Origin of the sequence: Streptacidiphilus sp. P02-A3a (assembly GCF_014084105.1) — a bacterium.
Lineage (GTDB): Bacteria > Actinomycetota > Actinomycetes > Streptomycetales > Streptomycetaceae > Streptacidiphilus.
Window position 1 is genome coordinate 3,516,871 of sequence record NZ_CP048289.1, and the last position, 24,028, is coordinate 3,540,898.

At 73.8% G+C, this 24,028-nt stretch carries 16 protein-coding genes and 2 pseudogenes; 6 read left to right on the top strand and 12 right to left on the bottom strand.

The annotated features are described in order from the left end of the window. Positions 1-38 precede the first annotated feature (38 nt). The 5 genes and pseudogenes from GXP74_RS15960 to GXP74_RS15975 form a co-directional block, all read right to left on the bottom strand. Positions 39-431, bottom strand: coding sequence for an SHOCT domain-containing protein (locus GXP74_RS15960; protein ID WP_182452136.1), 393 nt, complete (start codon positions 429-431; stop codon positions 39-41). Positions 432-648: 217 nt separating this feature from the next. Beyond that, a pseudogene (locus tag GXP74_RS42115) lies at positions 649-927 on the bottom strand (CBM20 domain-containing protein); the annotation flags it as partial. A 147-nt stretch (positions 928-1,074) separates the two neighbouring features. Continuing rightward, positions 1,075-2,874 (bottom strand): annotated as a pseudogene (locus GXP74_RS15965) (alpha-amylase family glycosyl hydrolase); the annotation flags it as partial. Positions 2,875-3,106: 232 nt separating this feature from the next. Continuing rightward, positions 3,107-6,580 (bottom strand): glycoside hydrolase family 15 protein, encoded by a 3,474-nt coding sequence (locus tag GXP74_RS15970; RefSeq protein ID WP_182452138.1) that lies wholly within the window; start codon positions 6,578-6,580, stop codon positions 3,107-3,109. Positions 6,581-7,035: 455 nt separating this feature from the next. Then, positions 7,036-7,590 (bottom strand): hypothetical protein, encoded by a 555-nt coding sequence (locus tag GXP74_RS15975; RefSeq protein WP_225447973.1) that lies wholly within the window; start codon positions 7,588-7,590, stop codon positions 7,036-7,038. A 135-nt stretch (positions 7,591-7,725) separates the two neighbouring features. Between GXP74_RS15975 and GXP74_RS15980 the strand changes: the two genes are divergently transcribed. Together GXP74_RS15980 and GXP74_RS15985 are read left to right on the top strand one after the other, a co-directional pair. Beyond that, the gene (locus tag GXP74_RS15980; protein WP_182452139.1) at positions 7,726-8,478 is read left to right on the top strand and encodes an SDR family oxidoreductase; all 753 of its coding nucleotides are present in this window, start codon (positions 7,726-7,728) and stop codon (positions 8,476-8,478) included. 242 nt (positions 8,479-8,720) lie between these two features. After that, positions 8,721-9,731 (top strand): serine protein kinase RIO, encoded by a 1,011-nt coding sequence (locus GXP74_RS15985; RefSeq protein WP_182452140.1) that lies wholly within the window; start codon positions 8,721-8,723, stop codon positions 9,729-9,731. Positions 9,732-9,794: 63 nt separating this feature from the next. Here GXP74_RS15985 and GXP74_RS15990 read toward each other — a convergent pair whose 3' ends face one another. Next, entirely contained in the window at positions 9,795-10,187 is a 393-nt protein-coding gene (locus tag GXP74_RS15990) for a YrdB family protein (protein ID WP_182452141.1), read from the bottom strand. 139 nt (positions 10,188-10,326) lie between these two features. Next, entirely contained in the window at positions 10,327-10,998 is a 672-nt protein-coding gene (locus GXP74_RS15995) for a C39 family peptidase (RefSeq protein WP_182452142.1), read from the bottom strand. 157 nt (positions 10,999-11,155) lie between these two features. Between GXP74_RS15995 and GXP74_RS16000 the strand changes: the two genes are divergently transcribed. The 4 genes from GXP74_RS16000 to GXP74_RS16015 all read left to right on the top strand — a co-directional run bounded on the left by GXP74_RS16000 (position 11,156) and on the right by GXP74_RS16015 (position 15,734). Next, positions 11,156-12,295, top strand: a complete 1,140-nt coding sequence (locus GXP74_RS16000; RefSeq protein WP_182452143.1) for a hypothetical protein — start codon at positions 11,156-11,158, stop codon at positions 12,293-12,295. Between the two features lie 32 nt (positions 12,296-12,327). Further along, a complete protein-coding gene (locus tag GXP74_RS16005) occupies positions 12,328-13,437 on the top strand; it encodes a phosphotransferase family protein (RefSeq protein WP_182452144.1) in 1,110 nt (369 codons plus the stop codon). A gap of 154 nt (positions 13,438-13,591) precedes the next feature. Further along, positions 13,592-14,833, top strand: a complete 1,242-nt coding sequence (gene dacB / locus GXP74_RS16010) for a D-alanyl-D-alanine carboxypeptidase/D-alanyl-D-alanine-endopeptidase (RefSeq protein WP_182452145.1) — start codon at positions 13,592-13,594, stop codon at positions 14,831-14,833. Between the two features lie 109 nt (positions 14,834-14,942). Beyond that, the gene (locus GXP74_RS16015; protein ID WP_182452146.1) at positions 14,943-15,734 is read left to right on the top strand and encodes a PIG-L family deacetylase; all 792 of its coding nucleotides are present in this window, start codon (positions 14,943-14,945) and stop codon (positions 15,732-15,734) included. Positions 15,735-15,825: 91 nt separating this feature from the next. On the opposite strand, the gene GXP74_RS16020 is transcribed toward GXP74_RS16015, so the two are convergent. From GXP74_RS16020 to GXP74_RS16040, 5 genes are all read right to left on the bottom strand, one after another. After that, positions 15,826-17,157: an FAD-dependent oxidoreductase gene (locus tag GXP74_RS16020; protein ID WP_225447974.1), complete on the bottom strand. Its 1,332-nt coding sequence runs from the start codon at positions 17,155-17,157 to the stop codon at positions 15,826-15,828. Positions 17,158-17,346: 189 nt separating this feature from the next. Next, positions 17,347-19,011 (bottom strand): MFS transporter, encoded by a 1,665-nt coding sequence (locus tag GXP74_RS16025; RefSeq protein WP_182452147.1) that lies wholly within the window; start codon positions 19,009-19,011, stop codon positions 17,347-17,349. Then, positions 19,008-19,559, bottom strand: coding sequence for a TetR/AcrR family transcriptional regulator (locus GXP74_RS16030; RefSeq protein WP_182452148.1), 552 nt, complete (start codon positions 19,557-19,559; stop codon positions 19,008-19,010). Before GXP74_RS16030 ends, GXP74_RS16025 begins: the two co-directional genes overlap by 4 nt. A gap of 81 nt (positions 19,560-19,640) precedes the next feature. After that, on the bottom strand, positions 19,641-20,405 hold the full coding sequence (locus GXP74_RS16035) for an SWIM zinc finger family protein (RefSeq protein WP_182452149.1): 765 nt from the start codon (positions 20,403-20,405) through the stop codon (positions 19,641-19,643). After that, positions 20,402-23,620 (bottom strand): DEAD/DEAH box helicase, encoded by a 3,219-nt coding sequence (locus GXP74_RS16040; protein WP_182452150.1) that lies wholly within the window; start codon positions 23,618-23,620, stop codon positions 20,402-20,404. The genes GXP74_RS16035 and GXP74_RS16040 overlap by 4 nt, the downstream gene beginning before the upstream one ends. Positions 23,621-24,028: the final 408 nt, after the last annotated feature.

Here is a 24,028-nt window from a genome sequence, read left to right on the forward strand (position 1 = left end):
CTTCGCTGCGGGTGCGGGCGGCGTCCGGCGGGGCCCGGTCAGGCGGCCAGGATCTTGGCCTTGGCCTGCTGGTACTCGGCCTCGGTGAGGGCCCCCTTGTCCTTCAGCTCGGCCAGCCTGGCCAGCTCGTCCACGCTGCCGCCGCCGCTCGGTCCCGCCGCCTGCCGGACGTAGTCCTGGAACGCCCGCTGCTGCTGCTCGGCCCGGGCGACGGAGCGTCGGCCCATGTCGCCGCCGTGGACGATCACGTAGATCAGCACCCCCAGGAACGGCAGGATCAGCACCAGGACCAGCCACAGCGCCTTGTTCCAACCGCTGCTCTCGTGGTTGCGGAAGATGTCTCCGATGACCCGGAACAGCAGGAAGAACCACATGATCCAGAGGAAGAACTCAAGCATCGTCCAGAACACGTCGAGCAGCGGGTAGTTCATCGTCCGGTCTCCTGTCGCTCACGCAACTCAGCCGCCCCCGCGCCACCGGGCACCGGGTGTGCACGGTGCAACGCAACGGACATAGATAGTAATACCAGGACAAACGCTGCACCGCGCGGCGTCGGCCCTGTCCGGCGGTGTGGGGCGGCGGACGCGAAACGGGCGGGCCCGGCCGCTGGAGTCCAGCGGCCGGGCCCGCCCGGGGCGGAGCGGTGGATCACTGCCAGGTGTCGCTCAGCGTGGCCGAACCGGACGCGCCGGTGGTGTAGCCGCGGTTGGCGCCGTCCTCCCAGGTGACGTTCCCGGAGCCGTCCTTGACGATGAACTTGTACTGGAAGGCGGTGTCCGCCGGGAGCGACACGGTCACCGACCAGTCCGGGTAGTTCTGCGAGGAGAGCGGCAGGGCGCTGCCGGTGGCCCAGTCGCCCAGCGCCGGGATCGAGCCGACCAGGTAGACGTTCTGGCCGGGGACGGTGGTCTCGTCCTCGTCGAAGGTGACGCTGACCTGCCCGGGGCCGCTGCTCGGACTCGCCGTCGGTGTGGTGCCGGGGCTGCCCCAGGTGTCGCTGACCGCCCCCGCCGCACTGCCGCTGTCGGCGCTCTGGTTGCCGCCCGGCTCCCAGGTCACGTTCCCCGAGCCGTCCTTCTCCAGGTACTTGTACTGGAACGCGGTGCCGGACGGGAGGTCGACGGTCGCGGTCCAGGTGGAGCCGGACTGGGTCATCGGGATCGCGGTGGCGGTGTCCCAGTCGCCGAGCGCGCTGATGGAGCCGGTCAGGTAGACGCTCTCGCCGCTGGGCGCTCCGGCGACGGTGAAGGTCTCGGCGACGGTGCCGCCGCTCGGCGTCGCGGTGGCGCTCGCGCTCGCGCTCGCCGAGGGCGTCGGCGTCGCCGAACCGCCGCCGCTGGGCGCGCCGGTGTAGACGGCCACCGAGTCGTCGGCGGGGACGGTCACGGTGGCCTGGCCGGAGCCGTTGACGCTGACCGCCGGGCCGGTGCAACTGCCCGAGGCGCCCGGGTCGCCGTGGATGATGTCGCAGTAACTGCCTTCGGGGAGGCCGGTGGTGAAGGTCTCGGTGACCGCGCTGCCGCTGTTGTTGATCGCGATCCAGGAGCTGCTGCCCCGACTGAAGGCGATGGCGTTGCCACCGTTGTCCCACCAGTTGGCGACCGGCTGGCCCTGGGCGGCGTTGTGCCAGCCGACCATGTTGGCGATGCCGGTCACCCGGTCGGTGCAGACCCAGGCGCTGGAGGAGCAGTCGGTGTCGGTGACGAAGCCGTTGGCGTCGGACGGCGGCGAGGCGTTGGGGTCGCTGAAGGAGAAGCCGGAGTAGACCGTCGGCTGCACGCCGTAGCCCCAGGCCAGCATGAACTCGGTGGCCAGCGTGTACTGGCTTCCGTCCTGGTAGTTCAGCGTGGAGCCGTCGCGCTCGGTGTCGTGGTTGGCCACCATGGCGCCGTCCTTGTCGCTCGGCTCCAGCCCCCAACTCTGGCCGAACGTCTTCAGGTTGGCGATGTCACCCTGGAACTGCGCCTTCAACGCGTCGGCGTAGTCGAAACCGATGACGCTGCCGTTGCCCTCGAACGCGGCGGGTGCCAGGTTGCCGGTGCCGCCGAGGGCGACCTCCTGCAGGACGTAGGGGCGCTGACCCCACAGGGTGTTGTTCAGCCGGGACTCGATGTTGGCCATGTCGGCCTGGTTGATGTGCTTGGCCGAGTCGATCCGGAAGCCGTCGACCCCGTCGGCGATAAGGGAGTTGAGGTATCCGGCGATCTTGGCCCGGACGTCGTCGGTCTCGGTGTAGAGGTCGGCCAGGCCCTCCAGGTCGCACTCCTGCACCTGGGTCTGGCTGTTCCAGTCCTGGATGGACATGTCCGAGTTGGGGCAGTTGGCCGGTGAGGTGTGGAAGTCGGCCGAGGTGTAGGGGACCTCGTTGTAGCTCGGGCCGGAGACGTTGAAGCTGTCGCCGCCGTAGGAGTCGGTGCTGGTCTGGTTGGTCCCGGACATGTGGTTGATCACCGCGTCGGCGTAGACCTTCACCCCGGCGTTGTGGCAGGTGGTCACCATGGCCTGGAACTGGGCGGCGTCGCCCATCCGGCTGTTGAGGTCGTAGCCGACCGGCTGGTAGACGTCCCACCAGTCATGGGTCGCGCCGGGGATGCGGATCGAGTCCTCCGGCGGGGCCACCTGGACCGCGCCGTAGCCCTTGGGGCCGAGCACGTCGGTGCATTCGGCGGCCACGGACGGCCAGTTCCATTCGAAGAGGTTGGCGATGACGTCGCCGCCGTTGCCGCCGCCCGTCGTCTCGGTGGCGTGGGCCGTACTCTGCAGGGCGATCGGCACGCACGAGCCCGCTATCAGCGCGGCGGCGGCGACGGCCGTGCGCCAGGCGCGTCGGTGCGTGGGACGGGGGAGGGTGGTTCGCATGGATGGGGCTCCCATGGTGGGTGGGGCGGATCGGCGCTGCGGTACTGCGGTGACCGGGGCTGTGGGCGCGGCCGGTGTGCGGTCGCGGCCGGAACGTCCTGATCCGTTCCGGCCGCGACCCCTGCGGGGTGCTCGTACGCCGTCTCCCTCCCGCGTGGGCGGCGGTGCCGGGCGAGAGTTGACCTTGCCGGGTCCTGACAGTGGCGTCAAGAGCTGAATGCAAGATATTTCAGCGATTCATGAAAGTTCAGCAGCCGCCGTACCCCTCCCAGTTGGCCACGGTGGCGTTGACGGTGCCGCCGTTGACGCTCATGCTGCGGTTGCCCACGTAGGCGCAGCCGCTGGTCTCCTCGTTGTTGGACCAGTTGCCGTTGAGGGTGAACTTGTAGGCGAGGGTCGCGGCCTTGGCGGCGGTGAGGGTGACCGTGAAGTGGGTGGCGTCCACCCGGGTCATCAGGACGCCGTTGGCAGCCCAGTCGGCCTGGCCCTCACCGAGCGCCGAGAGGTTCCCGGCGAGGTAGACCTGAGCGCTGGCGGGGGTGCTCGTCGGGACGGTGACGTTCACCGTCTCGGTGACGGCGCTGCCGCTCGCGGTCGGCGTGGGGGTGGGCGTCGGCGTCGGGGTGGGCGTGGGCGTGGGTGTCGGGGTGGGTGTGGGGGTCGGCGTCGGCGTCGGAACGCTGCCGCAGGTGAGGGGGCCCTTCCAGTTGGCCACGGTGTCGTCGGTGGTGCCGCCGTTGATGGCCAGCGTGCGGTTGCCGACGTATCCGCAACCGCTGGTCTCCTCGTTGTCGGCCCAGTTCGCGCCGATCGTGTACTTGTACTGGAGCGTGGTCGATCCGGTCGCGGTGATGGTGGTGGTCCAGTGGGTGGCGTCGACCCGGGTGAGGGCGATGCCGCTGGCGGCCCAGTCCGGCAGTCCGGTGCCCAGCGCGGACAGGGTGCCGTCCAGGTAGACCGTCAGCCCGGTCTGGTCGGTGTAGGCGGGCACGGTGACGTCGACCACCTCGACGTTGTCCGCCGTGGTGGAGACGCTGATGCTGTTGGACGCGGCGGATTCGTTGCCGTCGCTGTCGAAGGCGGTCACGTAGTAGGTGTAGAGGGTGGTCGGGCTGAGCCCGGTGTCGCTGTAGCCGGTGGTGGTGCTGCTGCCGATCAGCGCCGCGGTGCCGCTGCCGGTGGCCCGGTAGATGTTGTATCCGGCGACCGTCCCACCGGCCGTGTCGGTGGCCGCGTCCCAGGTCAGGGCGACGGTGCTGCTGGTGGCGGCGGAACTGTCCAGCACGGTGGGGGCGTTCGGCGGCGGGCCAGCCGCCTTGGTCGTCACACTGAGGCTGCTGGACGCCGGGGAGGCGCCGATGTTGTTGTACGCGACGACGTAGTAGGTGTAGGTGGTGGCGGGCGTCAGGCCGGTGTCGCTGAAGCTGGTGTTGGGCGTGGTGGCCGTCGGCGTGGCCGTGCCGGAACCGGTGGACCGGTAGACCTTGTACCCCGCGGCCAGTGGTGCGCCGGTCCAGGACAGGGTGACTCCGGTGGTGTGCACGGTGCTCGCGGCCAGCCCGGTCGGTGCGACGGGCGCGCTGGTGACCGGCGTGGAGCAGGAGTCGAAGGTCTGGCACACCACGGTCGGGGTGTCCACGTCCTGGCCCGCCGAGATGTCCACGGCCAGCCGGACGTACTGGGCCATGGCCCACATCAGCGGGGTGGCCGAGTTGTCGGGCTTGCCGGAGGTGAAGCCGTTGGTGCCGGTGGCGCCGCCCCAGACCTGCTCGGAGATCTGGTAGTCCGACGCGGCGTCAGCCATGGTCTGCAACGCCGACTGGGCCCCCGTCAGGTTGTTGTCGGCGACGTCGTACTCGCCGCGTTCACCGGTGAGCACCGGCCACGGGTTGCCGGTGCCGGAGCCGGTGTAGTCGGCGCCGGAGGCGTTCTCGCCGTAGCCGTCGAAGTCGTAGCGGTGGTCGATCAGGCCCTCGGGGGTGCTGACGCCGATCTCCGCGTCGGTCACGGCCAGGGAGTCGCTGATCTCGGTCGAGGTGGCGGGCAGCACGCCGAGCCGGACCAGGTCCAGGAAGCCCTGGTCGACCACGGTCCGGTCGTCGTGGCTGCCGCCGCCGTTCGCCAGGCCGATGGTGGCGCCGGAGTTCGGCTGCCCGTCCGGGGTGACCCGCAGGAAGTAACTGCCGTTCCCGTACGAGCCGGTGGTGGTGTAGGTCCAGCCGGCCAGCTCGGAGGCCCAGAGCTTGGCGGTGGCCAGCCAGGAGGTGGCGTCGGCGGTGTCGCCGTTGGTGGTGGCGATCTGCGCGGCGCAGACCAGGCCGGCGATCTCGGCGGCGATGGTGGCCGGGGAGTACCCGCCGATCTCCTCCCAGCGGTCCTCGCCGGTGGTGGGCCCGTTGGCGGTGATGAAGCCCGCCAGCAGCTTGATCTTGGCGTAGTCACCGGCCGAGGTGCGGCCGAGCTGGTACGCCAGGATGATCGGGTCGGCCTCCTCGTCCTCCTGGTTGCCGCCGAACATCACATTGCCGTTCAGCCAGGTGTTCTGCTTGACCTGGCCGTTCGCCTCCTCCTGGTAGTCGAAGATGTAGGTCAGCGCGTCGTCGGCGTCCTGCTTGTCGCCGACCGCCAGCAGCGCGGACGCCATCTGGTACTCGTCCCTGGTCCACACCAGGTGGTAGCCGTGGCCTCCGGCGCTGTCGGCGCTGACCGAGCCGCCCCACGGGGTGGACGGGGAGGCCACGAACGCGCCGACGTAGTTCTTGTCCTCGTCGGCCTTCACCTCCATCAGCGACACCTGGTACTGGGTGAGCAGCGCCGGGCTGGAACTGACCGACGCCGGTGGCGAGTCGAGTCCCGCGTTCCAACTGTGCCAACCGGCCTGGAAGGAGGTCTCGGTGGCGGCGAAGCCGACGGCCAGCGAGGCGGACGCGTCGGCGACGGCCGCGGCCGTGGTGGTGTCGAAGGCCAGCGCCAGGGTGAAGGTGGTCGAGCCGGAGGCCGCGACCGGTATCCGCGCGGTCTGGTCGATGTGCCCGGCGCTGGCGACCCCGGTGTACGCGCTGGTCAACGCGTGTCCGCTGGTCAGCTGGGCGCTGCCGCTGCCGGTGGTGCCCACGTAGCCGGTGGAGGCGGCGGTGAACGGCACCGAGGCCGAGAGGGCGCTGGCGACCGGGCCGTTGGCGGCGACCAGGTCACCGCTGGCGGAGTCGGTGCTGCCGGTGTTGCCGCTGCCCTGGTCGTTCAGCTGCGGCAGGTAGTCCGCGTACAGCGACAGCGGGGTGGCGGTGTTGTTGGTGAAGGTGGTGTTCACCAGGATCACCGAGCGGGCCGGGTCGGCCACGTAGGTCTTGGTGATGGTGTACTTGCCGCTGGTCGCGGTGTTGGTCTGGGTCCAGGTCAGCGAGTCCGGATCGGCCAGCGAGATGGCGTGGGTGGTGTCGCTGATCTCGTTGTCGGTGAAACTCGACCCGTCGGTGACGTAGAACTGCAGCCCGTAGCTGTCCGGGTTGTCCGTCTGCGGGTAGTAGACGTTCTGCAGCGCCCCGTTGGCGAGCATGTACCAGACCTTGGAGGTCGGACTGATCGCGGTGGCGTAGCCCTGGGTGCCCAGCGGTTCGTTCCAGGTGGAGGCCGAGCCGGGGCCGCCGGGGGCGGTGGCGGCCTGGGCGGGCGGGGCCGCCGCGCCCAGGCCGCCGACGAGGGCGAGCGACAGGCTCGCCACGACCGCGCTCCAACGGAGCCGGTGGCGGGCCCTCGTGCGGGTCGGCGCCGGTCTTGGTGAGGGCGCGCGGACGCGCCCGACGCGGTGCAGGGACATGCTCACTCCAGCGTTTCGGGTGGTGGGTGCTGGATCACTGGCCCGACCGGCGTGGTCTCGCCGGGGCCGCGCTGCCCGCGCGCGGCTGCCATCACGCAGGCGGTCCGCGGCGAGCAGTAACCGTGGTGCGGCAGGAAAGGTCTTGCTGAAATTTCCAGCAAGCGCGGCTTAACGTACTGGCGGCAAAGTGCATTGACCAGACCCCGTACGAAAATTTCCTGAACACATCCGCGCCGCGGTGGCGGGCCGGGGCAGTGGGTGAGCAGATCTGGTTTCAAGGCTTGAAACAAGCGGTTCGCGGGCGGGCCGCCGGTGACGGCCGGACCGGCGTCGCGCGCGCGGTCACACGGGCCGGTGGCTCAGCGGTGGATCAGCCGGTACAGGTCGCCCGGGGTGACGTCACCGGGGATCCGCCCGTCGGCGAACAGGTGTACCCCGGCGTCCTGGTAGCACTGGTCCACCAGTTGCGAGCAGATCATGTGGTGGGTGTCGGCCACGTAGCGCTTGACGGCCGGCAGCCGCAGGTGGAACCGGGCCAGCGCGATCGAGCCGTAGTCGAGGAACGAGTACGGTACGCCGACGTAGCGGTGGGCCGCCGCGACCAGCGCCTCCCGCTGCTCCTCGGTGAGCGCGATCCGGCCGGTGGACCAGTACGGTGAGCACCCGTCGTACTCGGTCAGCGGCGACAGCCGCGCGCCGCCCGGCTCGGCCTCGACGAGATCCCCGTCACCGAGGTAGATGAAGGCGTGCTCGTAGTTGGCGTAGCCGTCGCCATTGAGCCACTGTCCGAGGCGGATGAGGCGGCCGACGTCGCCCGCGATCCGGATCACGGCGAAGTCTCCGGGCAGCGGCTGCGGTGGTCCGGGCTGCGGTGGTTCCGCTTGCGGTGGTCCAGCCTGCGGTGATCCAGTCATCGGAGCTCTCCTCGCTCGTCGCTGGAGTACTACTCAGGGGTAGTGTGCGACCGGCGGCGGTCGGGCGATAGTCGCTCGAAGGGGTGAACTGGCCGGATCCGGGCTGTTGCCGAGTGCTCACATAGGATCACCGGCATGAGTCCATTCACAGGCATCGCAGTGGTCACGGGAGCCGGTTCCGGCATCGGGCGGCACACCGCCCTGGCTCTGTCGGAGGCGGGCTGGGCGGTGGCGCTGGCCGGGCGCCGGGCGGAGCCGCTGCGGGAGACCGCCGCGGCCGCCGACACCGAGGCGACGCTGGTGGTGCCGACCGATGTCACCCGCCCGGAGTCGGTGGACGCCCTCTTCGCCGCCGTCCGCGACCGCTTCGGCCGCCTGGACCTGCTCTTCAACAACGCCGGAGTGGCCGCCCCGGCCGCGCCGCTGGAGGACCTCGGGTACGAGCAGTGGCGCGCCGTCGTGGACACCAACCTCACCGGCGCGTTCCTGTGCGCGCAGGGCGCCTACCGGCTGATGCGCGACCAGACGCCGCAGGGCGGGCGCATCATCAACAACGGCTCCGTCTCGGCGCGGAGCCCGCGCCCCGACAGCGTCGCCTACACCGCGACCAAGCACGCGATCACCGGGCTGACCAAGTCCCTGGCGCTGGACGGCCGCCGGTACCGGATCGCCTGCGGTCAGATCGACATCGGCAACGCCGCCACCGAGATGACCCAGCGGATGACCGCCGGAATCCTCCAGGCCGACGGCCGCACGGCGGTCGAGCCCACCATGGACGTGCGGGACGTGGCGCGCACCGTGGTCCACATGGCCTCGCTGCCGCTTGAGGCCAACATCCCCTTCCTCACCGTGATGGCGACCACGATGCCGCTGCTGGGACGCGGCTGAGCGGGCCGTGCGAGAAAACAGGTTGCGTCGGGCGCGGGGCTGGCTAGCATGAGTCCGTCGCACGATCCCCGGGCGGGAGCTGCCCGGTGGGAACGAGAGAGGAGGTGCGTCGGCATGGTCACGGCCACGATGTGGCGCGCTCACTCATGCGCGCCGGACGCCTCTTCTCGTTACTCGCCCGCCGGCTGACGACGCCCTCGTAGGTGCTCTCCCGGTGGGCCCTCCCACAGGAGATCACCGCAGTGCGTGAGCGCTTCGCAGACAGCGATTCTTTTACCCGCATCCGTGCCAGGGGCAGCAACCGACGTCGGCAGGGCGTCGAGGAGCAGGGCTACGACGGCGCCTTCGAGGAGTACGCCGCACAGTTCTGGCCGCAGGCCGCCCCGGACGCCGGTCACGGCGACGACGGACCGGAGCAGTACGACGGCGACGAGGGCTTCGCGGCCCCCGGCCGCACCGGCGACGGGCCGCCCGAGGGCGACCGCTGGTCCACCTGGGACCGGTCGACCCCCACGGAGAAGGGCCCGGAGCCGCGTCCGGACTGGGTGGTGACCGAGCTGGCCGCCGTCGACACCGAACTCGGCATCGTGAAGACCGGCAAGGAGGCCGACGTCTTCCTGATCGAGCGGGCCGTGCCCGGGACCGACCGGCGCACGCTGATGGCCGCCAAGCGGTACCGCGACGGCCAGCACCGGATGTTCCACCGCGATTCGGGCTATCTGGAGGGGCGTGCCCACAAGGAGTCCCGGATCAGCCGGGCCATGGCCAAGCGGACCTCCTTCGGCAAGGAGGCCATCGCCGGGCAGTGGGCCGCCGCCGAGTTCGCGGCACTGTCGCGGCTGTGGGAGTCCGGCGCGGCGGTGCCCTATCCGGTGCAGATCCTGGGCACCGAGATCCTGATGGAGTTCATCGGCGACCAGTCCGGTGCGGCCGCCCCCCGACTGGCCCAACTCCGTTCCGAGGAAGCCGATCTGGACGACCTGTGGGAGCAGCTCGGCGCCAGCCTGTCGCTGCTCGCCCGGGACGGCCGGGCCCACGGCGACCTGTCGGCCTACAACATCCTGGTGCACCAGGGGCGGTTGGTGATCATCGACGTACCGCAGATCGTGGACGTCATCGCCAACCCGAGGGGCCGCGCGTTCCTGGAGCGCGATGTCCGCAACGTCGGCGCCTGGTTCGTCTCCCGGGGGCTGGCCGAGCGGCGGGTGGAGGAGCTGACGCGGGTGCTGGCCTTCGACGCCAGGCTCGACTGAGCCCGCACCGGTCGGCGCTCCGGCCGCTGCCGCCCTGGTGGCCCGTCCCGGGTGACCCCGCCGTCACCCGGTGCGGGTCGCCCGGGAGGCGGTGGTCAGCGCCTCCCGGTCGGCGGTGGCCAGGGCGGTGTTGAGCACGGCGGCGACGCCGAGGAGCCAGGCCGGGCCGGGGTGGCCGAGGGACTGGCAGGCCAGCACGGCCGCGCCGAAGACCACCGCCTTGACCAGCAGCACCAGCGGGATCGCGACCGGGAACGTGGCCTTGGGGGCGGCGAACAGGCCCCACAGGACCATCGCGGCGATCGGGGCGCCGAGGCCCAGGGTCAGGTGCGCCGCCGGCCCGTGGCCGGTGCGGAACCCCCACCAGCCGAGGGCCCCGACGGCGGCGAGTTCCAGCAGGAAGGCGAGCGCTTCGTTGGCGAGGTGCAGCGGGGTGGGGAGCGAGGGGAGGGCCATGGCCGATCTCACCTGTTTTCTGCGTGGCACTGCGCCGACATGAATGCGAGAGCACTGCTCTTGCTCAAGAGCAGAGTTCCATGTTTCGGTGCTCCAGTGCAAGAGCAGTGCTCTCGTTTCAGTTCGGCGCTCTCCAGTTTCAGCGGACGACCACGGCCATGTATCCGTAGCTGGCGTACCCGGCGGTGAACCGCGCCGTGCTGATCCAGTAGTGCCCGCGCGCCGGGTCGTAGACCTCGACCTTGTCGGGGGCGACGGTGGTCACCGTCACCGCGTGCTCGGCCGGTCCGGCGTAGGGGACCAGGCGGCCGTCGTAGGCCCGGTACCAGGAGGGCGTCCGGTTCCGCCAGAGGTAGTCCACCCAGACCACCGCCGGGTGCCCGGCGTTGACCAGCGCGGCCAGCAGGTCCGGTGCCACGCCGTGGCCCTCGATCAGCACCGTCAGCCCGAAGGAGCGCGCCGCCGCCGCGATCGGCGGGGCGTAGACCCCGAAGCCGGTACCGGCGCGCTCCGAGCCGTCGGGGTCGCCGACGAACGCGCGGTAGGGGTCGCCGGAGTGCGGGCCGGAACGGCCGAACCCGGCGTGGTCGAGGTCGACCCCGATCCGGGCCAGCACCGCCCGGTCGGCGTACTCCAGCCCGCGCGCGGCCAGCACCATCCGCAGCGCCGCCGCCTCGCAGTCGTCGTGCAGCTGCTGGTGGAACCACGGCATGACCCGTGGCCCGTCCGCCGCCGCGAGGGCCGAGCCCGGCAGTGCGGCCGCGCCGAGGACGGCCAGGATCCCGGCAATGACCCGCGCCCTGATGTTCATCCCGACCGAGGCTACGAGTCGCCCCCGGATCCGGCCGCGCGGACGCCGCCGGGCAAACGGGTGAAACCCCGGCCCGGGTCCGAACGCACGCGTATGGCCCCCGGGCCCATGTCTGACGTACCGTCAGAAGCCGCCGATCCCCTGGGAGGCCGCCGAGATGTCCGCACAGTCGCCGCGTCCGGTGCCGCTGGACGAGTACCCCGTGCACCAGGTGCCGCTGTCGATGCGGTACGTCGCCACCGGTGACCGCAACGCCTACGACCGCTGCGTCTTCCAGGTCTTCGACCACGGTGGAGCGGCGCTGCTGATGGCCGGGCTCGGGGTGTACCCGAACACCGGGGTCATCGACGCCTACGCCACCCTGCGGGTGGGGGACCGGCTGTATGCCGTGCGGGCGTCGGACGCCCTCGGTGAGGACCGGATGGACCTCACGGTCGGACCGCTGCGGATCGAGGTCCGGCGTCCGCTGCACACGCTGCGGCTGGTGTGCGAGGCGGACCCGGCCGATCCGCGGGGCCTCTCCTTCGACCTGACCTGGCAGGCCGAGTTCCCCCCGCTCTGGGAGCCGCACCACCTCGGCCGCACCGGCGACCGGCTGACCCTGGAGGGTCGCCGCTTCGTGCAGGCCGGAGCGCCGAGCGGCGCCATCCGGGCGGCCGGGGTCGAGCACCGGGTCACCCCGGACGGCTGGACCGGTACCCGCGACCGCAGTTGGGGCGTCCGGCCGATCCCCGGCGAGCAGCCGGGCCGCGCCGCCGACGAGTACCGCACCGAGGGCTTCCACTGGATCTGGTGCCCGGTCCGGTTCCGCGACCGCTTCCTGATGGTGATCGTCCAGGAGGACGCCGACGGCTACCGCACCCTCAACGAGGCCGTCCTCGTCCACCCGGAGGCCGCCGGACGGCCCGACGAACAACTCGGCTGGCCCCAGGCCGACATCCGCTACCGACCCGGCACCCGCACCCCGGTCGCGGCGGTGCTGCGGCTGAGCGACTCCGCCCGCAGGCAACGGGAGCTGCGAGCACGGCTCCTGACGGGCAGTCCGCTGGCGGTCGGAGCCGGGTACCCGCCCGCGCGGGACTGGCAGCACGGCACCTGGCAGGGCCGGGGCTGGGTCGACCGCCGGACGTACGACCTCCTTGATCCGGCCGCCCTGGGCCTGGCCGGATACGGAGTCACCGACCACACCGCCCGTTTCACCCTGGACGGCGAGGTGGGGTACGGCATCTTCGAGCACGGCAGTTTCGGCCGCCACGACCCCAGCGGCTTCGCCGACTTCGGTTCCGTGGCTCCCTGATCAGTCGTCACCAGCCCCACCAGGGAGTCGAGATGGCCACACCGGGCAGGCCCCGACCGCGCACCACCACTCGCGACCAGGCCGAGTTGCGACGCCGCCTGGCCGCCTGGGTCGGCCGCTGGCAGCCGGGCGCCACCGTCGGCGGCCTGGAGGTGCCACCGGGCAACGGCATGTCCAGCGAGACCGTGCTGTTCGAGCTGCGCGACCCGGACGGCACCGCCCGGCGCTGCGTGCTGCGCCTCGCCGCCGATCCGGACGCCTACGCGGTCTTCCCCGTCTACGACATGGAGCGCCAGTACCGCGTCATCCGTCTGGTGGCCGCGCGGACGACGGTGCCGGTACCCCGGCTGCTGCGACTGGAGACGGATCCGGAGCCGTTGGGCGCGGCCGGGTTCGTGATGGAGCGGGTGGAGGGCCGGGTGCCCCCGGACGTCATGCCGTACACCTACGGCGGCAACTGGCTGTTCGACGCCACCGGGGCGGAGCGGGGACGGCTGGAGCGGTCCACGGTGGCGGTACTGGCCGAGCTGCACCGGATCACCCCCGCCGACGGTGCCGGGTTCCTGGCGGGCGCCCCCGGCTCCGCCCTGCGGAACCATGTGCGCGCCCAGCGGGACTACTACACCTGGGTGGTGACCGGCCGTCAGCGATCGCCGCTGATCGAGCGCGGGTTCGCCCGGCTGGAGCAGCTGTGGCCCAGGGACGAGGGGGAGCCCGTGCTCAGCTGGGGCGATGCCCGGGTCGGCAACATCATCTACCAGGGGTTCACCCCGGCGGCGGTACTGGACTGGGAGATGGCCGCCGTCGGCCCGAGGGAGCTCGACCTGGGCTGGCTGGTCTACCTGCACCGCTTCTTCCAGGACCTGACCGAGGCCTCGGGGCTGCCCGGCCTGCCGGACTTCCTGGAGCGCGGCCGGGTGGCCGCCGACTACGCCGAGGCCACCGGGTACCGGCCGCGCGACCTCGACTTCTACACCCTGTACGCGGCCCTGCGGCACGCCGTGGTGATGCTGCGGATCGCGTACCGGCAGCTCCACTTCGGTGAGAGCACCCTGCCGCGGGGCGCGCGCGGGGCCGAGGTGGACCAGCTGATCCTGCACCGGGCGACGCTGGAGGCGATGATCGCCGACCGCTACTGGTGAACCCGGCGGCACCGCCCCTACCCGGATCCCCCGGCGCGTTGCACCCGCAGATATCTGATGATTTGTCATCATATCCGAAAGTAGTCGTCCGTCGTCGGCCCGGTGTCGGCCCGGACGTGCGGACGTGCGGACGCGAGGACGCGGGAGGCCCGGCGTGGCACGCAGGCGGTGGACGGTGGCGGCGCTCCCGGTGCTGCTCTGCGCGGCGCTGGCGGTCGGCGGTCCCGGCGCCGCCGGGGCGGTCGGCGCCTCCGGCGGCGACCGGGGCCTGGCGGCCGACCTCGGCGCGCGCTTCCCCCGGGCCGGTCTCGGCCCCGGCGCGGTCGGTGAGGTCGTCGACGCGGCCTCGGGCGCGCAGCTGTGGTCCAGCGGCGCGGCCACCGGCCGGATGCCCGCCTCCACCGCCAAGCTCGCCACCGCCGTCGCCGCGCTCACCCTCCTCGGCCCCGACCACACCGAGCTGACCAGCACCCGCTACCGCGCCGCCGACCACACCCTCTACCTGGTCGGCGGCGGGGACCCGGACCTCGACCAGGACGCCCTGGGCGCGCTCGCCGCCGACACCGCCACGGCGCTGAAGGCGCGCGGACTGACCCAGGTGACGCTGCGCTTCGACGACTCGCTCTTCCCCGCCCCCGAGCCCTCCCCGGGCTGGCTGCCCGACTACTACCCGTACGAACTCGCCCCGGTCCGGGCGCTGGCGCTGGTGGGGGAGCGGTCGGCGGACACCGCGCTGTCGGCGGCCGTCAGCTTCGGCCGACGGCTCGCCGCCGCGGGCGTGGAGTCGGCCGCGCCCAGCCGCGCCCCGGCCCCGCCGGACGCCGCGCCGCTGGCCGAGCGCGGCTCGCCGCCGCTGTGGCAGGCGGTCGAGTACATGCTCAAGGTCAGTGACAACAACGTCGCCGAGGAGCTGCTGCGGCTCACCGCGCTGGCCAGGCACTCCGCCGCGAACTGGCAGGACGGCACCGCCGCCGTCCGCGCCGTGCTCGGCGGCTACCGGGTGCCGCTGGACGGCACCGCCCTCTACGACGGCAGCGGCCTGTCCCGCGCCGACCGGATGACCCCGCGCGCGCTCGGCGCCATCGCCGCGCTCACCGTCCGGCCCGAGCTGGGACGGCTGCTCTGGCCGGTCTTCGCCGGACTGCCGGTGGCGGGCCGGGACGGCACCCTCGCCCGCGCGAACCACCGCTTCGACACGCCGCCGAGCAGCTGCGCCGCCGGACTGGTGCACGCCAAGACCGGGACGCTGCACGACGCCTCGGCGCTGGCCGGGGTGGCCCGGGGACCGGACGGCCGCTGGCGGGCCTTCGCCTTCCTGGAGAACGGCGCGGTCGCCACCGCCGCCGCCCGCCGCGGCCTGGACGCGCTCGCGGCCACCGTCACCGGCTGCTGGTAGGCGGCGGCGCGCTCCCGCGCGGCGGCGTCGGTGCGGGCTGTCGGCGGTGCCGGATAGGGTTGGGCACGTCCTGGCGGACGCGTACCAGTTCTGTGGCAGGGAGGGTCCAATGGATCGCTCGCGGGGCCTGATGGCCGTTCACGCACATCCGGACGACGAGTCGTTGTGGACCGGCGGCGTCCTCGCCCAGCATGTCGCGGAGGGCCGACCCACTGCCGTGATCACCTGCACCAACGGCGAGCCGGCCGAGGGCGAGGGGTTCGCCGCCCCGGGCACCCGGGTCAAGGAGCTGGCCCAGGCCATCGGCCTGCTCGGGGTCGCCGAGTCGGGCCTGCTCCGGTACCGGGACTCCGGCCACCAGGGGCGCGGCCCCGGCTCGCTCTGCGACGCGCCCTTCGACGACCTGGTCGGCGACCTGGTGGCGCGGATCCGCTCGTTCCGCCCGGCGGCGGTGGCCAGCTACGACGCCTACGGCATGTACGGCCACCCCGACCACATCCGGGTGCACCGGGCGGTGCTGGTCGCGGTCGAGGCGGCGGCCCGCCCGCAGCTGTGGCCGCAGGCCGGGGCGGCCTGGGCGGTCGACTCGCTGTGGCTGGCCACCGTCCCCGACTCGATGGTCCAGCGGCTGCTCACGCTGGGCCTGGAGTCCGCGATCCCGTCCACCCCGGACGCCCAGGTCAGCGTCGCGCTGGACGTCCGGCCCTGGCTGGACCTCAAGTGGGAGGCGGTGCGGGCGCACGCCTCCGAGTTCGCCCGGGGCTCCCGGATCGCCGCCTTCGAGGAACCCCGGCTGCGGGAGCTCTGCCTGGGCCGCGAGTGGTTCATCCACCGCCCGGGCCCGGGCGCGAGCGGCGGCCGCCGCTGGACCCCCGGCGCGCTGCTCGCCGACCTGACCTGACCGCCGCGCCGAAGCCGGGGCCGACGCCGAGACCTGAGGAGCCGGGGCCGGGGCGCCGGGCGCGCGGAGTCAGCAGCCCGGCGGCCGTGCCTCAGCGGCCGTGCCCGGCCGTGTGCCGGACGGCGGCCGGGGCGATCCGGGACGCCGCGTAGCGGGTGCCGACCACGAAGCGCATCATCGGCCCGAACGCCGGGGCGGCCAGGTTGCCGGTGAAGTACAGCCCAGGGACGCTCGATTCGAAGTCGGAGGAGAGCCGGGGACCGAGCGCGCCCGGGACCCGGACCAGGTCGGCGCGCAGCTCCGGCGACAGGAACCGGGTCGCCTCGATGTCGATGGTGTAGCCGGTCGCCGCCAGCACGTGGTCGACCGTCAGCTCGGCCGGTCCGTCGCCACTGCCGGTGAGCCGCAGCCGGATGCCGTCCGGCCCGGGCGTGGCCTCGGCCACCTCGCGACCGGTGTGGATGTTGACCGGACCGTCCACCCGCTCCCGCAGCCACCAGCCACCGGACGGGCCGAGCACCCGCCGCAGGATGTAGCGACGGGTCCGCGCGGGCAGCCTGCGGACCAGCTCCGGGATGCCGCAGATGACCGCGAGCGCCCAGCCGGTGCCCAGCGGGGAGGCCGGTTTGACGATCCGCTGGAGCAGACCGCGGGTCAGCACCGGCCGACCGCCGAAGATCACCCGCTCGGCGCGGACCAGCACGTCCACCGTCGCCCCTGACTCCCGCATCAGCGCCGCGCTCTCCAGCGCCGACTGGCCGCCGCCGATCACCGCGACCCGCCTGCCCCGGAAGACCGACAGGTCGGCGTGCTGGCTGGTGTGCGAGAGCAGCGCGTCGGCGGCCGGTCCGTCCGGCGCCAGGTGGGCCAGCGTCTGCGGGATCCGGGCCAGCCCGGTCAGCCCGGAGGCGACCACCACGGCCGAGGCGGTGAACACCTCGCCGTCCTGGAGCCGGACGGTGAAGCCACGCCGGGCCCCGGCCCCGGGACCACCGGCGCGGGTCACCGACGCCACCCGGGACTCCTCGACCGCCCCCACGTGCCGCTCCTGGAACCACTGGCCGTAGCGGACGAACAGCGTGCACGGGATCGGGGTGAGCTCGGTGAGCTGCGGCTCGCCCAGCTCCCGGACGAAGTCGGCCAGTTCGGCCCCGGGCAGCGGCGCGGCCAGGTCGACGGCGTCCGGGGTGGACTTGAGGAACATCCCGGACGCCATGTCGTGCCGCCAACTGCCCATCACCACGCCGAACACCCGCACCGGAGCGCCGGACGCCCGCAGGTGGGCGGCGACCGACAGGCCGTACGGTCCCGCGCCGATCACCACCACGGGCGCCGCCCCGGTGCGCTCCGCCTCGGCCCGGTCCTGCTCCGGGGTCTCGGCCCGCTCCGGAGTCTGATCCTGTTTGGAAAGTGGCTGGACCACCGAACCCCCAGATCATCGGCGTACGCCTCTCCCCAGGGCGCACGGCGGGGAGGGCGCCCCCAGCCCGGCCGAGCCGGGTGGTTGACCGGTGGTGACGACCTCGATCCCCAGTGTGATCCATGGCCGGGCGGATTGGCAGGACTTCGGCGAAACCAGCCGGTTCAGCCGCCCGCCGTCCGAACTCCGGCCTCAGGCGGCGGACTTCGTCAGCTCCCCGGCCGCGTCCGGCAGCGGGTCCGCGGCCGTTTCCGGCGCGGCGTCCGCCTCCGGCGCCGTGTCCGCGCCCGCCGTGTCGGCGCCCGCCGCGTTCCGGCGGCGGCCCCGCAGCAGCGCCCAGACCAGGGCCGCCGCGCCGATCAGCAGCGCGCCGGAGAGCACCGCCGCCAGGTTCATCCCGTGGGTGAACGCCTCCCGGGCGCTGTGCCGCAGGGCGTCGCCGGTCGCCGGGGGGAGGGTCCCGGCGGTCTGCACCGCCCCGCCCAGCGAGTCCCGGGCGTCGGCGGCGGCCGGGCCGGTGACCCCGGCGGGCAGCACCAGGCCGGAGCGGTAGACGGCGGCCAGCACCGAACCCACCAGCGCGATGCCGAGCGCGGTGCCCAGCTCGTACGCGGTCTCCGAGACCGCGCCCGCCGCACCGGCCTTCTCCTTGGGCGCGGAGTTGAGCACCATGGTCGTGGAGAGCGCGTAGACGGCGCCCTCGGCGACCCCGGTGACCAGGAAGACCACGGCGATCAGCAGGTACGAGGTGTCGGCGTGGACCCAGCCGAGCGCGCCCAGCCCCAGCCCCATCGCCAGCAGCCCCCCGGCGAACGCCGCCCGCTGCCCGCAGCGCCGGGCCAGCCAGGCCGCGATCAGCCCGCCGGCGACGGAGCCCGCGAAGGCCGGCATGTCGGCCAGTCCGGCCCGCAACGGCGAGTAGCCGCGTACCAGTTGGAAGTACTGGGAGAGGAAGAAGATGACCCCGGCCAGCCCGATCAGGGCGATCAGTGAGCCGAGCGCGGCGGCGGTGAACCGCCGGTCGGCGAACAGCCGGACGTCCAGCAGCGGCACCGGCAGCCGCAGCTGCCGCCGGACGAACCAGGTCAGGCAGAGCACGCCGAGGACGCCCGCGGCGATCACCGCCGGTTGCCCGGCCGCGCCCACCGCGGCCTCCTTGACCGCGTACACCACGCCGATGACGCCGACCAGGGACAGGCCGACGCTGGGCAGGTCCCAGACGCCCGCGTGCGGGTCGCGGGACTCGGGCAGCAGCTGCCGCCCGAGCACCAGCAGCAGGATCACCAGCGGGATGTTGATCAGGAAGACCGAGCCCCACCAGAAGTGCTCCAGCACCAGTCCGCCGAGCAGCGGTCCGGCGGCGGCCCCGGCGGTCGCGGCGGCGCCCCAGATGCCGATGGCCTTGGCCCGCTCGCGCTCGTCCGGGAAGAGGTTGCGGATCAGCGAGAGGGTGGACGGCATGATGGTGGCCCCGGCGACGCCGAGCAGCGCCCGGGCGGCGATCAGCCAGCCCGCGCCGGGGGCGTACGCGGCGAGCACGGAGGCCGCGCCGAAGGCGGCGGTGCCGATCAGCAGCAGTCGGCGGCGGCCGATCCGGTCGCTGAGCGAGCCCATACTGACCAGCAGTCCGGCCAGGACGAAGGAGTAGCTGTCGCCGATCCACAGCAGCTGGGTGGCGGAGGGGTGCAGGCTCTCGCTGATGAACGGGATGGCCAGGAACAGCACGGTGGCGTCGACGGCCACCAGCAGCACGGCCAGGACCAGCACGGCGAGGGCGGTCCAGCGCCTGCGGGCGCTGAACGGCTGGGTACTTCGGCCGGTGGCAGGGGTCTGCGGGGTGATTCGTTCGGTGGTCATCGCGGGTCTCTCCGGAGGGCGCCGCCGAGGAAGAGCTCGGTCAGGGCGTGGTTGCTGTCGCGGGGGGCCAGGCGTCCGTCCTGGACGGCCCAGCCGACGCCCGCGAGCAGGTCGAAAAAGGCTTCGCTCAGCCAGGCGGCCGGAAGCTCGATGCGGAAGGCGCCGGACTTCTGTCCGCGCAGGAACAGCGCGGCGACCCGCGCGTCCACGGCGTCCCACTCCGCGTTGATGGAGTCGTCGTCGAACAGTCGGCTCTCGCCGGTGAGGAAGGCCGCCAGGCTGGCCTCGGGGATGACCGCCTCGGCCAGGCGGCGGACCGCGTCGACCGGGTCGCCCCGGTCCAGGTCGGCCGCGTCCAGCGCGGCGGCCATCCGGCGCAGCGCGTGCGCGCCGACCTCACGGACCAGGGCGTCGCGGCCGGGGAACATCCGGTGCAGGGTGGCGCGGCTGATACCGGCCGCCCGCGCGATCTCGTCCATGGCGGCGGTGGGCTGCCGGGAGAGCACGCCGACGGCGGTGTGGAGTACTGCGTCACGATCCGTGGCCATGACGCAAGAGTAGCTCAGATGAGACTCGTCTGTCTCATGCGATACGTAGACGTCTCTATGATGCGCGCGCTCCTGGTCGGATCAGTCGCCCCGCAGCGCCCGGTAGGCCGGGGCCAGCAGCGACTCCAGCGAGCGGCCCCGGATCACGATCCCGGACGGCCCCAGCGCCGCCAGCGGGTCGGCGCCGCCCGGCTGCTCCGCCTCGGCCGCCGCCCGCAGGGTCCGGTGGCGGCTGCCCTCCTGCCAGAAGTCCGCCAGGCAGTCCGCCAGCGGGCGGTCCGCCGCCGCCTCGGCCGCGGGCTCGGCGGTGGCCGCGTGCGCCTCCCGGACGTGCCGCTGTAGCCGCCCCCGGTCGCGCCCGCGCCAGGCGGGCAGCAGGAACGGGTCCGCGTCGAACGCCGCCGCCAGCGCGCCCAGCACCGCCGCCAGATGGCGGCAGGTCGGCGACCACTCCGGGCAGGAGCACTCCGCCGCCAGGTCCCGGGCCCGCGCCGGGAGCAGCGACAGGCCCGCCCGGGCCAGGACCGCGTCCAGCCGCTCCGGGAACTCGCCGTCGAGCAGCTGCTCACGGGCCTCCTGGTCGGCGGCGATCGCCTGCTCCGCCCGGGTCCAGCGGACCCGATCGAACACCGGCAGCTCGATCCAGACCTCGTACCCGCCGCCCGCCGAGTCCGGCACCCGCGCCCGGACCACCCCGGGACCGACGTCGAGGCCGTCCACCCGCAGCGCGGCCGCGGCCTCCCGGACAGCGCTCGCGGTCAGCCCGGCCCCGAAGCCCCCGCCGCCGGGAGACGTGACCCGCTCCAGGAACCGGTCGGACCACGCCCCGGCCTCGGCCCCGCTCACCGCTCACCCACCGCGTCGGCCTCGCTCACCGCGTCCTCGGTCAGCGCCAGCACCTCGCGCAGCGCGTCCAGCGGCAGCTCGCCGAGCCGGCCCTCGCCGGAGCCGGGACCGGCGCCCACCACCGCGTCCGCCAGCTGCCGCTTCGCCTCGATCATCGCGTCCACCCGCTCCTCCACCGTTCCCACGCAGACGAACCGCCGCACCTGGACGTCGCGGCGCTGGCCCAGCCGGAACGCCCGGTCGGTGGCCTGCTCCTCGACCGCCGGGTTCCACCAGCGGTCGATGTGGACCACCTGGTTCGCGGCGGTCAGGTTCAGCCCGCGCCCCCCGGCCTTCAGCGACAGCAGGAAGACCGAGGGCCCGTCCGGATCCTGGAACCGGTCGACCGCCGCGTCCCGGGCGCGCTGGCCCAGGCCGCCGTGCAGGAACAGCACCTCGCTGTCCAGCCGCTCCGCCAGGTACGGCCGCAGCAGTTCGCCGAAGCGGGTGAACTGGGTGAAGCAGAGGATCCGGTCGCCCTCGGCGACGGCCTCCCGCAGCGTCTCCTCCAGCCGGGCGAGCTTGCCCGAGCGGCCGTCGAGCCGGGGCGGCCCCGGCACGCCGGACGGTCCGACCGGGCCCGACTCGCCGGTGTAGTGCGCCGGGTGGTTGCAGATCTGCTTGAGCCGGGTCAGCGCCGCCAGCACCAGGCCCTTGCGCTCGACCAGACCCCGGCCCGAGTCCGGCAGCCGGGCCATCCGCCGCAGCAGGTCGTCGACCACCGCCTGGTACAGGCCCGCCTGCTCGGCCGTCAGATTGCAGAGCACCGTCATCTCCTGCTTGCGCGGCAGGTCCAGCGCGATCGCCGGATCGCTCTTGACCCGGCGCAGCACGAAGGGACGGGTGCGCCGCCGCAGCTCGGCGGTGGCGAACGGACTGCTGTTGCGCTCGATCGGCACCGAGTAGCGCTCCTTGAAGCGCTCCGCCGAGCCGAACAGCCCCGGATTGGCGAAGTCCAGCACCGAGTGCAGCTCCGCCAGCCGGTTCTCCACCGGGGTGCCGGTCAGCGCCAGCCGGTGGGTCGCCGGCAGCGCGCGCACCGCCCGGGACTGCTGGGCGGCGCTGTTCTTCAGGTGGTGGGCCTCGTCCGCGACCACCCGGTGCCAGCGGACCGCCCGCAGCGCCGCGAAGTCCCGCAGCACCAGGCCGTAGGTGGTGATCACCACGTCCGCCCCGGCCGCCGCCGCCCGCAGCTCCCGGCCGCCGGGACGCCCGGCGCCGTGGTGCACGTGCACCCGCAGCCGCGGCGCGAAGCGGGCGCACTCCCGCTGCCAGTTGCCGACCAGCGACATCGGGCAGACCACCAGCGTCGGCCCGGACGCCGCCGCCCGGTCGTGCTCGACCGCCAGCAGCGCCAGGGTCTGCACGGTCTTGCCCAGGCCCATGTCGTCGGCGAGCACCCCGCCCAGGCCCAGTCGGGCCAGGAACACCAGCCAGGCCAGCCCGCGCTGCTGGTACGGGCGCAGCTCGGTGCCGAACCACGGCGGTACCGCGACCGGCTCCGGCGACAGTGCCTCCGGCGCGCCCGAGCGGACCCGGCGCAGCAGCTCGCCGACCGCGCCGGTGCCACCGGCGGTCAGGATCGGCAGGCCGGTGCCCGGTTCCTGGCCGCCCAGGGCGAGCCGCAGCAACTCCCCGGCGGTGGCCGTGCCCTGGGCGTCCGGGCGGGCCAGGAACGCGGCGGCGGCGGCGATCGCGGCCCGGTCGGCCTCCAGCCAGTGGCCGCGCATCCGGACCAGGGTGCCCTTGGCGGCGGCCAGCTCGGCGAGCTCGCCCGCGGTCAGCGGCTGGTCGCCGAGGGCGGCCTGCCAGCGGAAGGCGACCAGGTCCTGTTGACCGACCAGGCTCTGCCGCTGGACCACCCCGGCCTGCGGCAGCTCCGCGGTCAGGGCCAGGCCGAGCGCGACCGGCTGCCGCCACCAGGCGGGCAGCAGTACGCCGAACCCGGCGTCGGCCAGCGCGGGCGCCGCCTCGCGCAGGAAGTCCAGCGCCCCGGCGCGGTCCAGCTCCAGACCGGCCGGGCGGTCCGCCAGGAGCGCGGGCTCCAGCTCCGGGCGGCGGCGGGCGGCGCGTTCGAGTTCGGCGAGGAACGCCTCGACCGGGTGGTCCACCAGACGGCGCAGCGCGTCGGCGGCCGGACCGCCCGCCCACAGCTCGGCGGCGTCGACCAGTACCGAGGGGTCGTCCGCGGACCGCAGGGTGAACTCCAGACGCCACCGGTCCAGCGCCGGGTCGGCGTCGTCCGCCAGCTCGTGGCCACGGGGTTCGACCAGCCGGAAGCCCAGCCGCAGCGGTCCGGTGACGGCGCTCGCGGAGCGGTGCCAGGCCACCAGCCGGTCGCGCAGCACCGGCAGCGCCGCGGCGTCCTGGTCCGCCCCGGCCTCGGCCGGGAGCCGGGAGTCCAGCGCGGTCAGCGCGGTCAGCCAGTGCTCGGCGGCCGTGGCCGGGGGCCGGGAGCGGCCCGCCCGCAAAAGTGGGGGCTCGTCCGCGAGCACCGCCCTGGCCTCGTAGTCCACCAGTGCCGCGAGCAGCTGCCCGGCCAGCGCCGCGCCGCCGGGCGCGGCCCCGGCGGCGTCCGGCGGTGCCTCGGCCCGGCAGACCGGCGGGCAGTCCGCCGCCAGCGCCGCCAGCTCCCGCCGGGCGGCCTGGTCCGGGACCGGGAGCCAGCGGGCGTCCGCCGCGTCGGCGTGGCCGGGAGCCGGGCCGAGCTCCAGCGCGGGCAGCACCCGGCCCCGGCCCGCCAGCCGCCAGGCCAGGTCGTGCACCGCCGCCAGCCAGCGCAGCGAGGCACCGTAGGGGGCCTCGATCCGGCCGACGCCGGGCAGCTCCGGCTGGAGCACCGAGCGGTGCGGGTCGTAGAGCTCGCCGAGCAGCTGCGCCGCCTCCGCGGCCGGGAACAGCAGCGCGGGCAGCCGGTGCGCGGCCAGCCGGACCGGGCCGCCGCCGCTCGGCGCGGGCAGCGCCAGCTCCGGCGAGGGCAGCGCGGCGCCGTCCACGGTCGGCAGCAGCAGCCGGACCCAGCCCGCGTCCACCCGCTCCGCCAGCCACTCCAGGCCGGGGCCGACCGACGCCAGCAGCGCCCGCAGCGTCGCCGGATCCAGGCCGGACGCCGAGCCGTCCTCCGCCCACAGCGCCAGCCGCTGGTCGGCCCGCCACAGGCCGTGCAGCACGATCACCGCCCGGCGCTCCCGGGCCGTGCGGCAGCGGCGGACCGGCCGGGCACGGACGCGGGGGCGCGGCGGTCCGGCGGCCGGGCAATGACGGGCTGCTGGTTCACGGGCCGGGGGCTCCCAGGGTGCGGCGGCCGGGGGTCCCGCTGACGTCCGGCTCGACACCAGCCTACGGAGCCCCACTGACAGCGGCTCCACGGACAGCGGCCCCACGGACAGACCTCACGGACAGCGGCCCCACCGGCAGGGAGCCACGGGTGACCGGCGCCGGGCCGGACTGCGCCGCCCGGCGGATCGTCGGGGCCCGCCCGGGCGTGGTGCCGGGACCCGGGCGGTCCCGGGACGTCTGCTGGGAGGACAACCCGCCCTCGCGACCGATTGGAAGCAGTCTGTGCGCAGCACCGCCCGCGGCAA

Coding starts and splice junctions, on each gene's coding strand:
- GXP74_RS15960 (WP_182452136.1), bottom strand. CDS start 431: ATGAACTACCCGCTGCTCGACGTGTTCTGGACGATGCTTGAGTTCTTC.
- GXP74_RS15975 (WP_225447973.1), bottom strand. CDS start 7,590: ATGACTGGATCACCGCAGGCTGGACCACCGCAAGCGGAACCACCGCAG.
- GXP74_RS15980 (WP_182452139.1), top strand. CDS start 7,726: ATGAGTCCATTCACAGGCATCGCAGTGGTCACGGGAGCCGGTTCCGGC.
- GXP74_RS15990 (WP_182452141.1), bottom strand. CDS start 10,187: ATGGCCCTCCCCTCGCTCCCCACCCCGCTGCACCTCGCCAACGAAGCG.
- GXP74_RS15995 (WP_182452142.1), bottom strand. CDS start 10,998: ATGAACATCAGGGCGCGGGTCATTGCCGGGATCCTGGCCGTCCTCGGC.
- GXP74_RS16000 (WP_182452143.1), top strand. CDS start 11,156: ATGTCCGCACAGTCGCCGCGTCCGGTGCCGCTGGACGAGTACCCCGTG.
- GXP74_RS16005 (WP_182452144.1), top strand. CDS start 12,328: ATGGCCACACCGGGCAGGCCCCGACCGCGCACCACCACTCGCGACCAG.
- GXP74_RS16015 (WP_182452146.1), top strand. CDS start 14,943: ATGGATCGCTCGCGGGGCCTGATGGCCGTTCACGCACATCCGGACGAC.
- GXP74_RS16025 (WP_182452147.1), bottom strand. CDS start 19,011: ATGACCACCGAACGAATCACCCCGCAGACCCCTGCCACCGGCCGAAGT.
- GXP74_RS16030 (WP_182452148.1), bottom strand. CDS start 19,559: ATGGCCACGGATCGTGACGCAGTACTCCACACCGCCGTCGGCGTGCTC.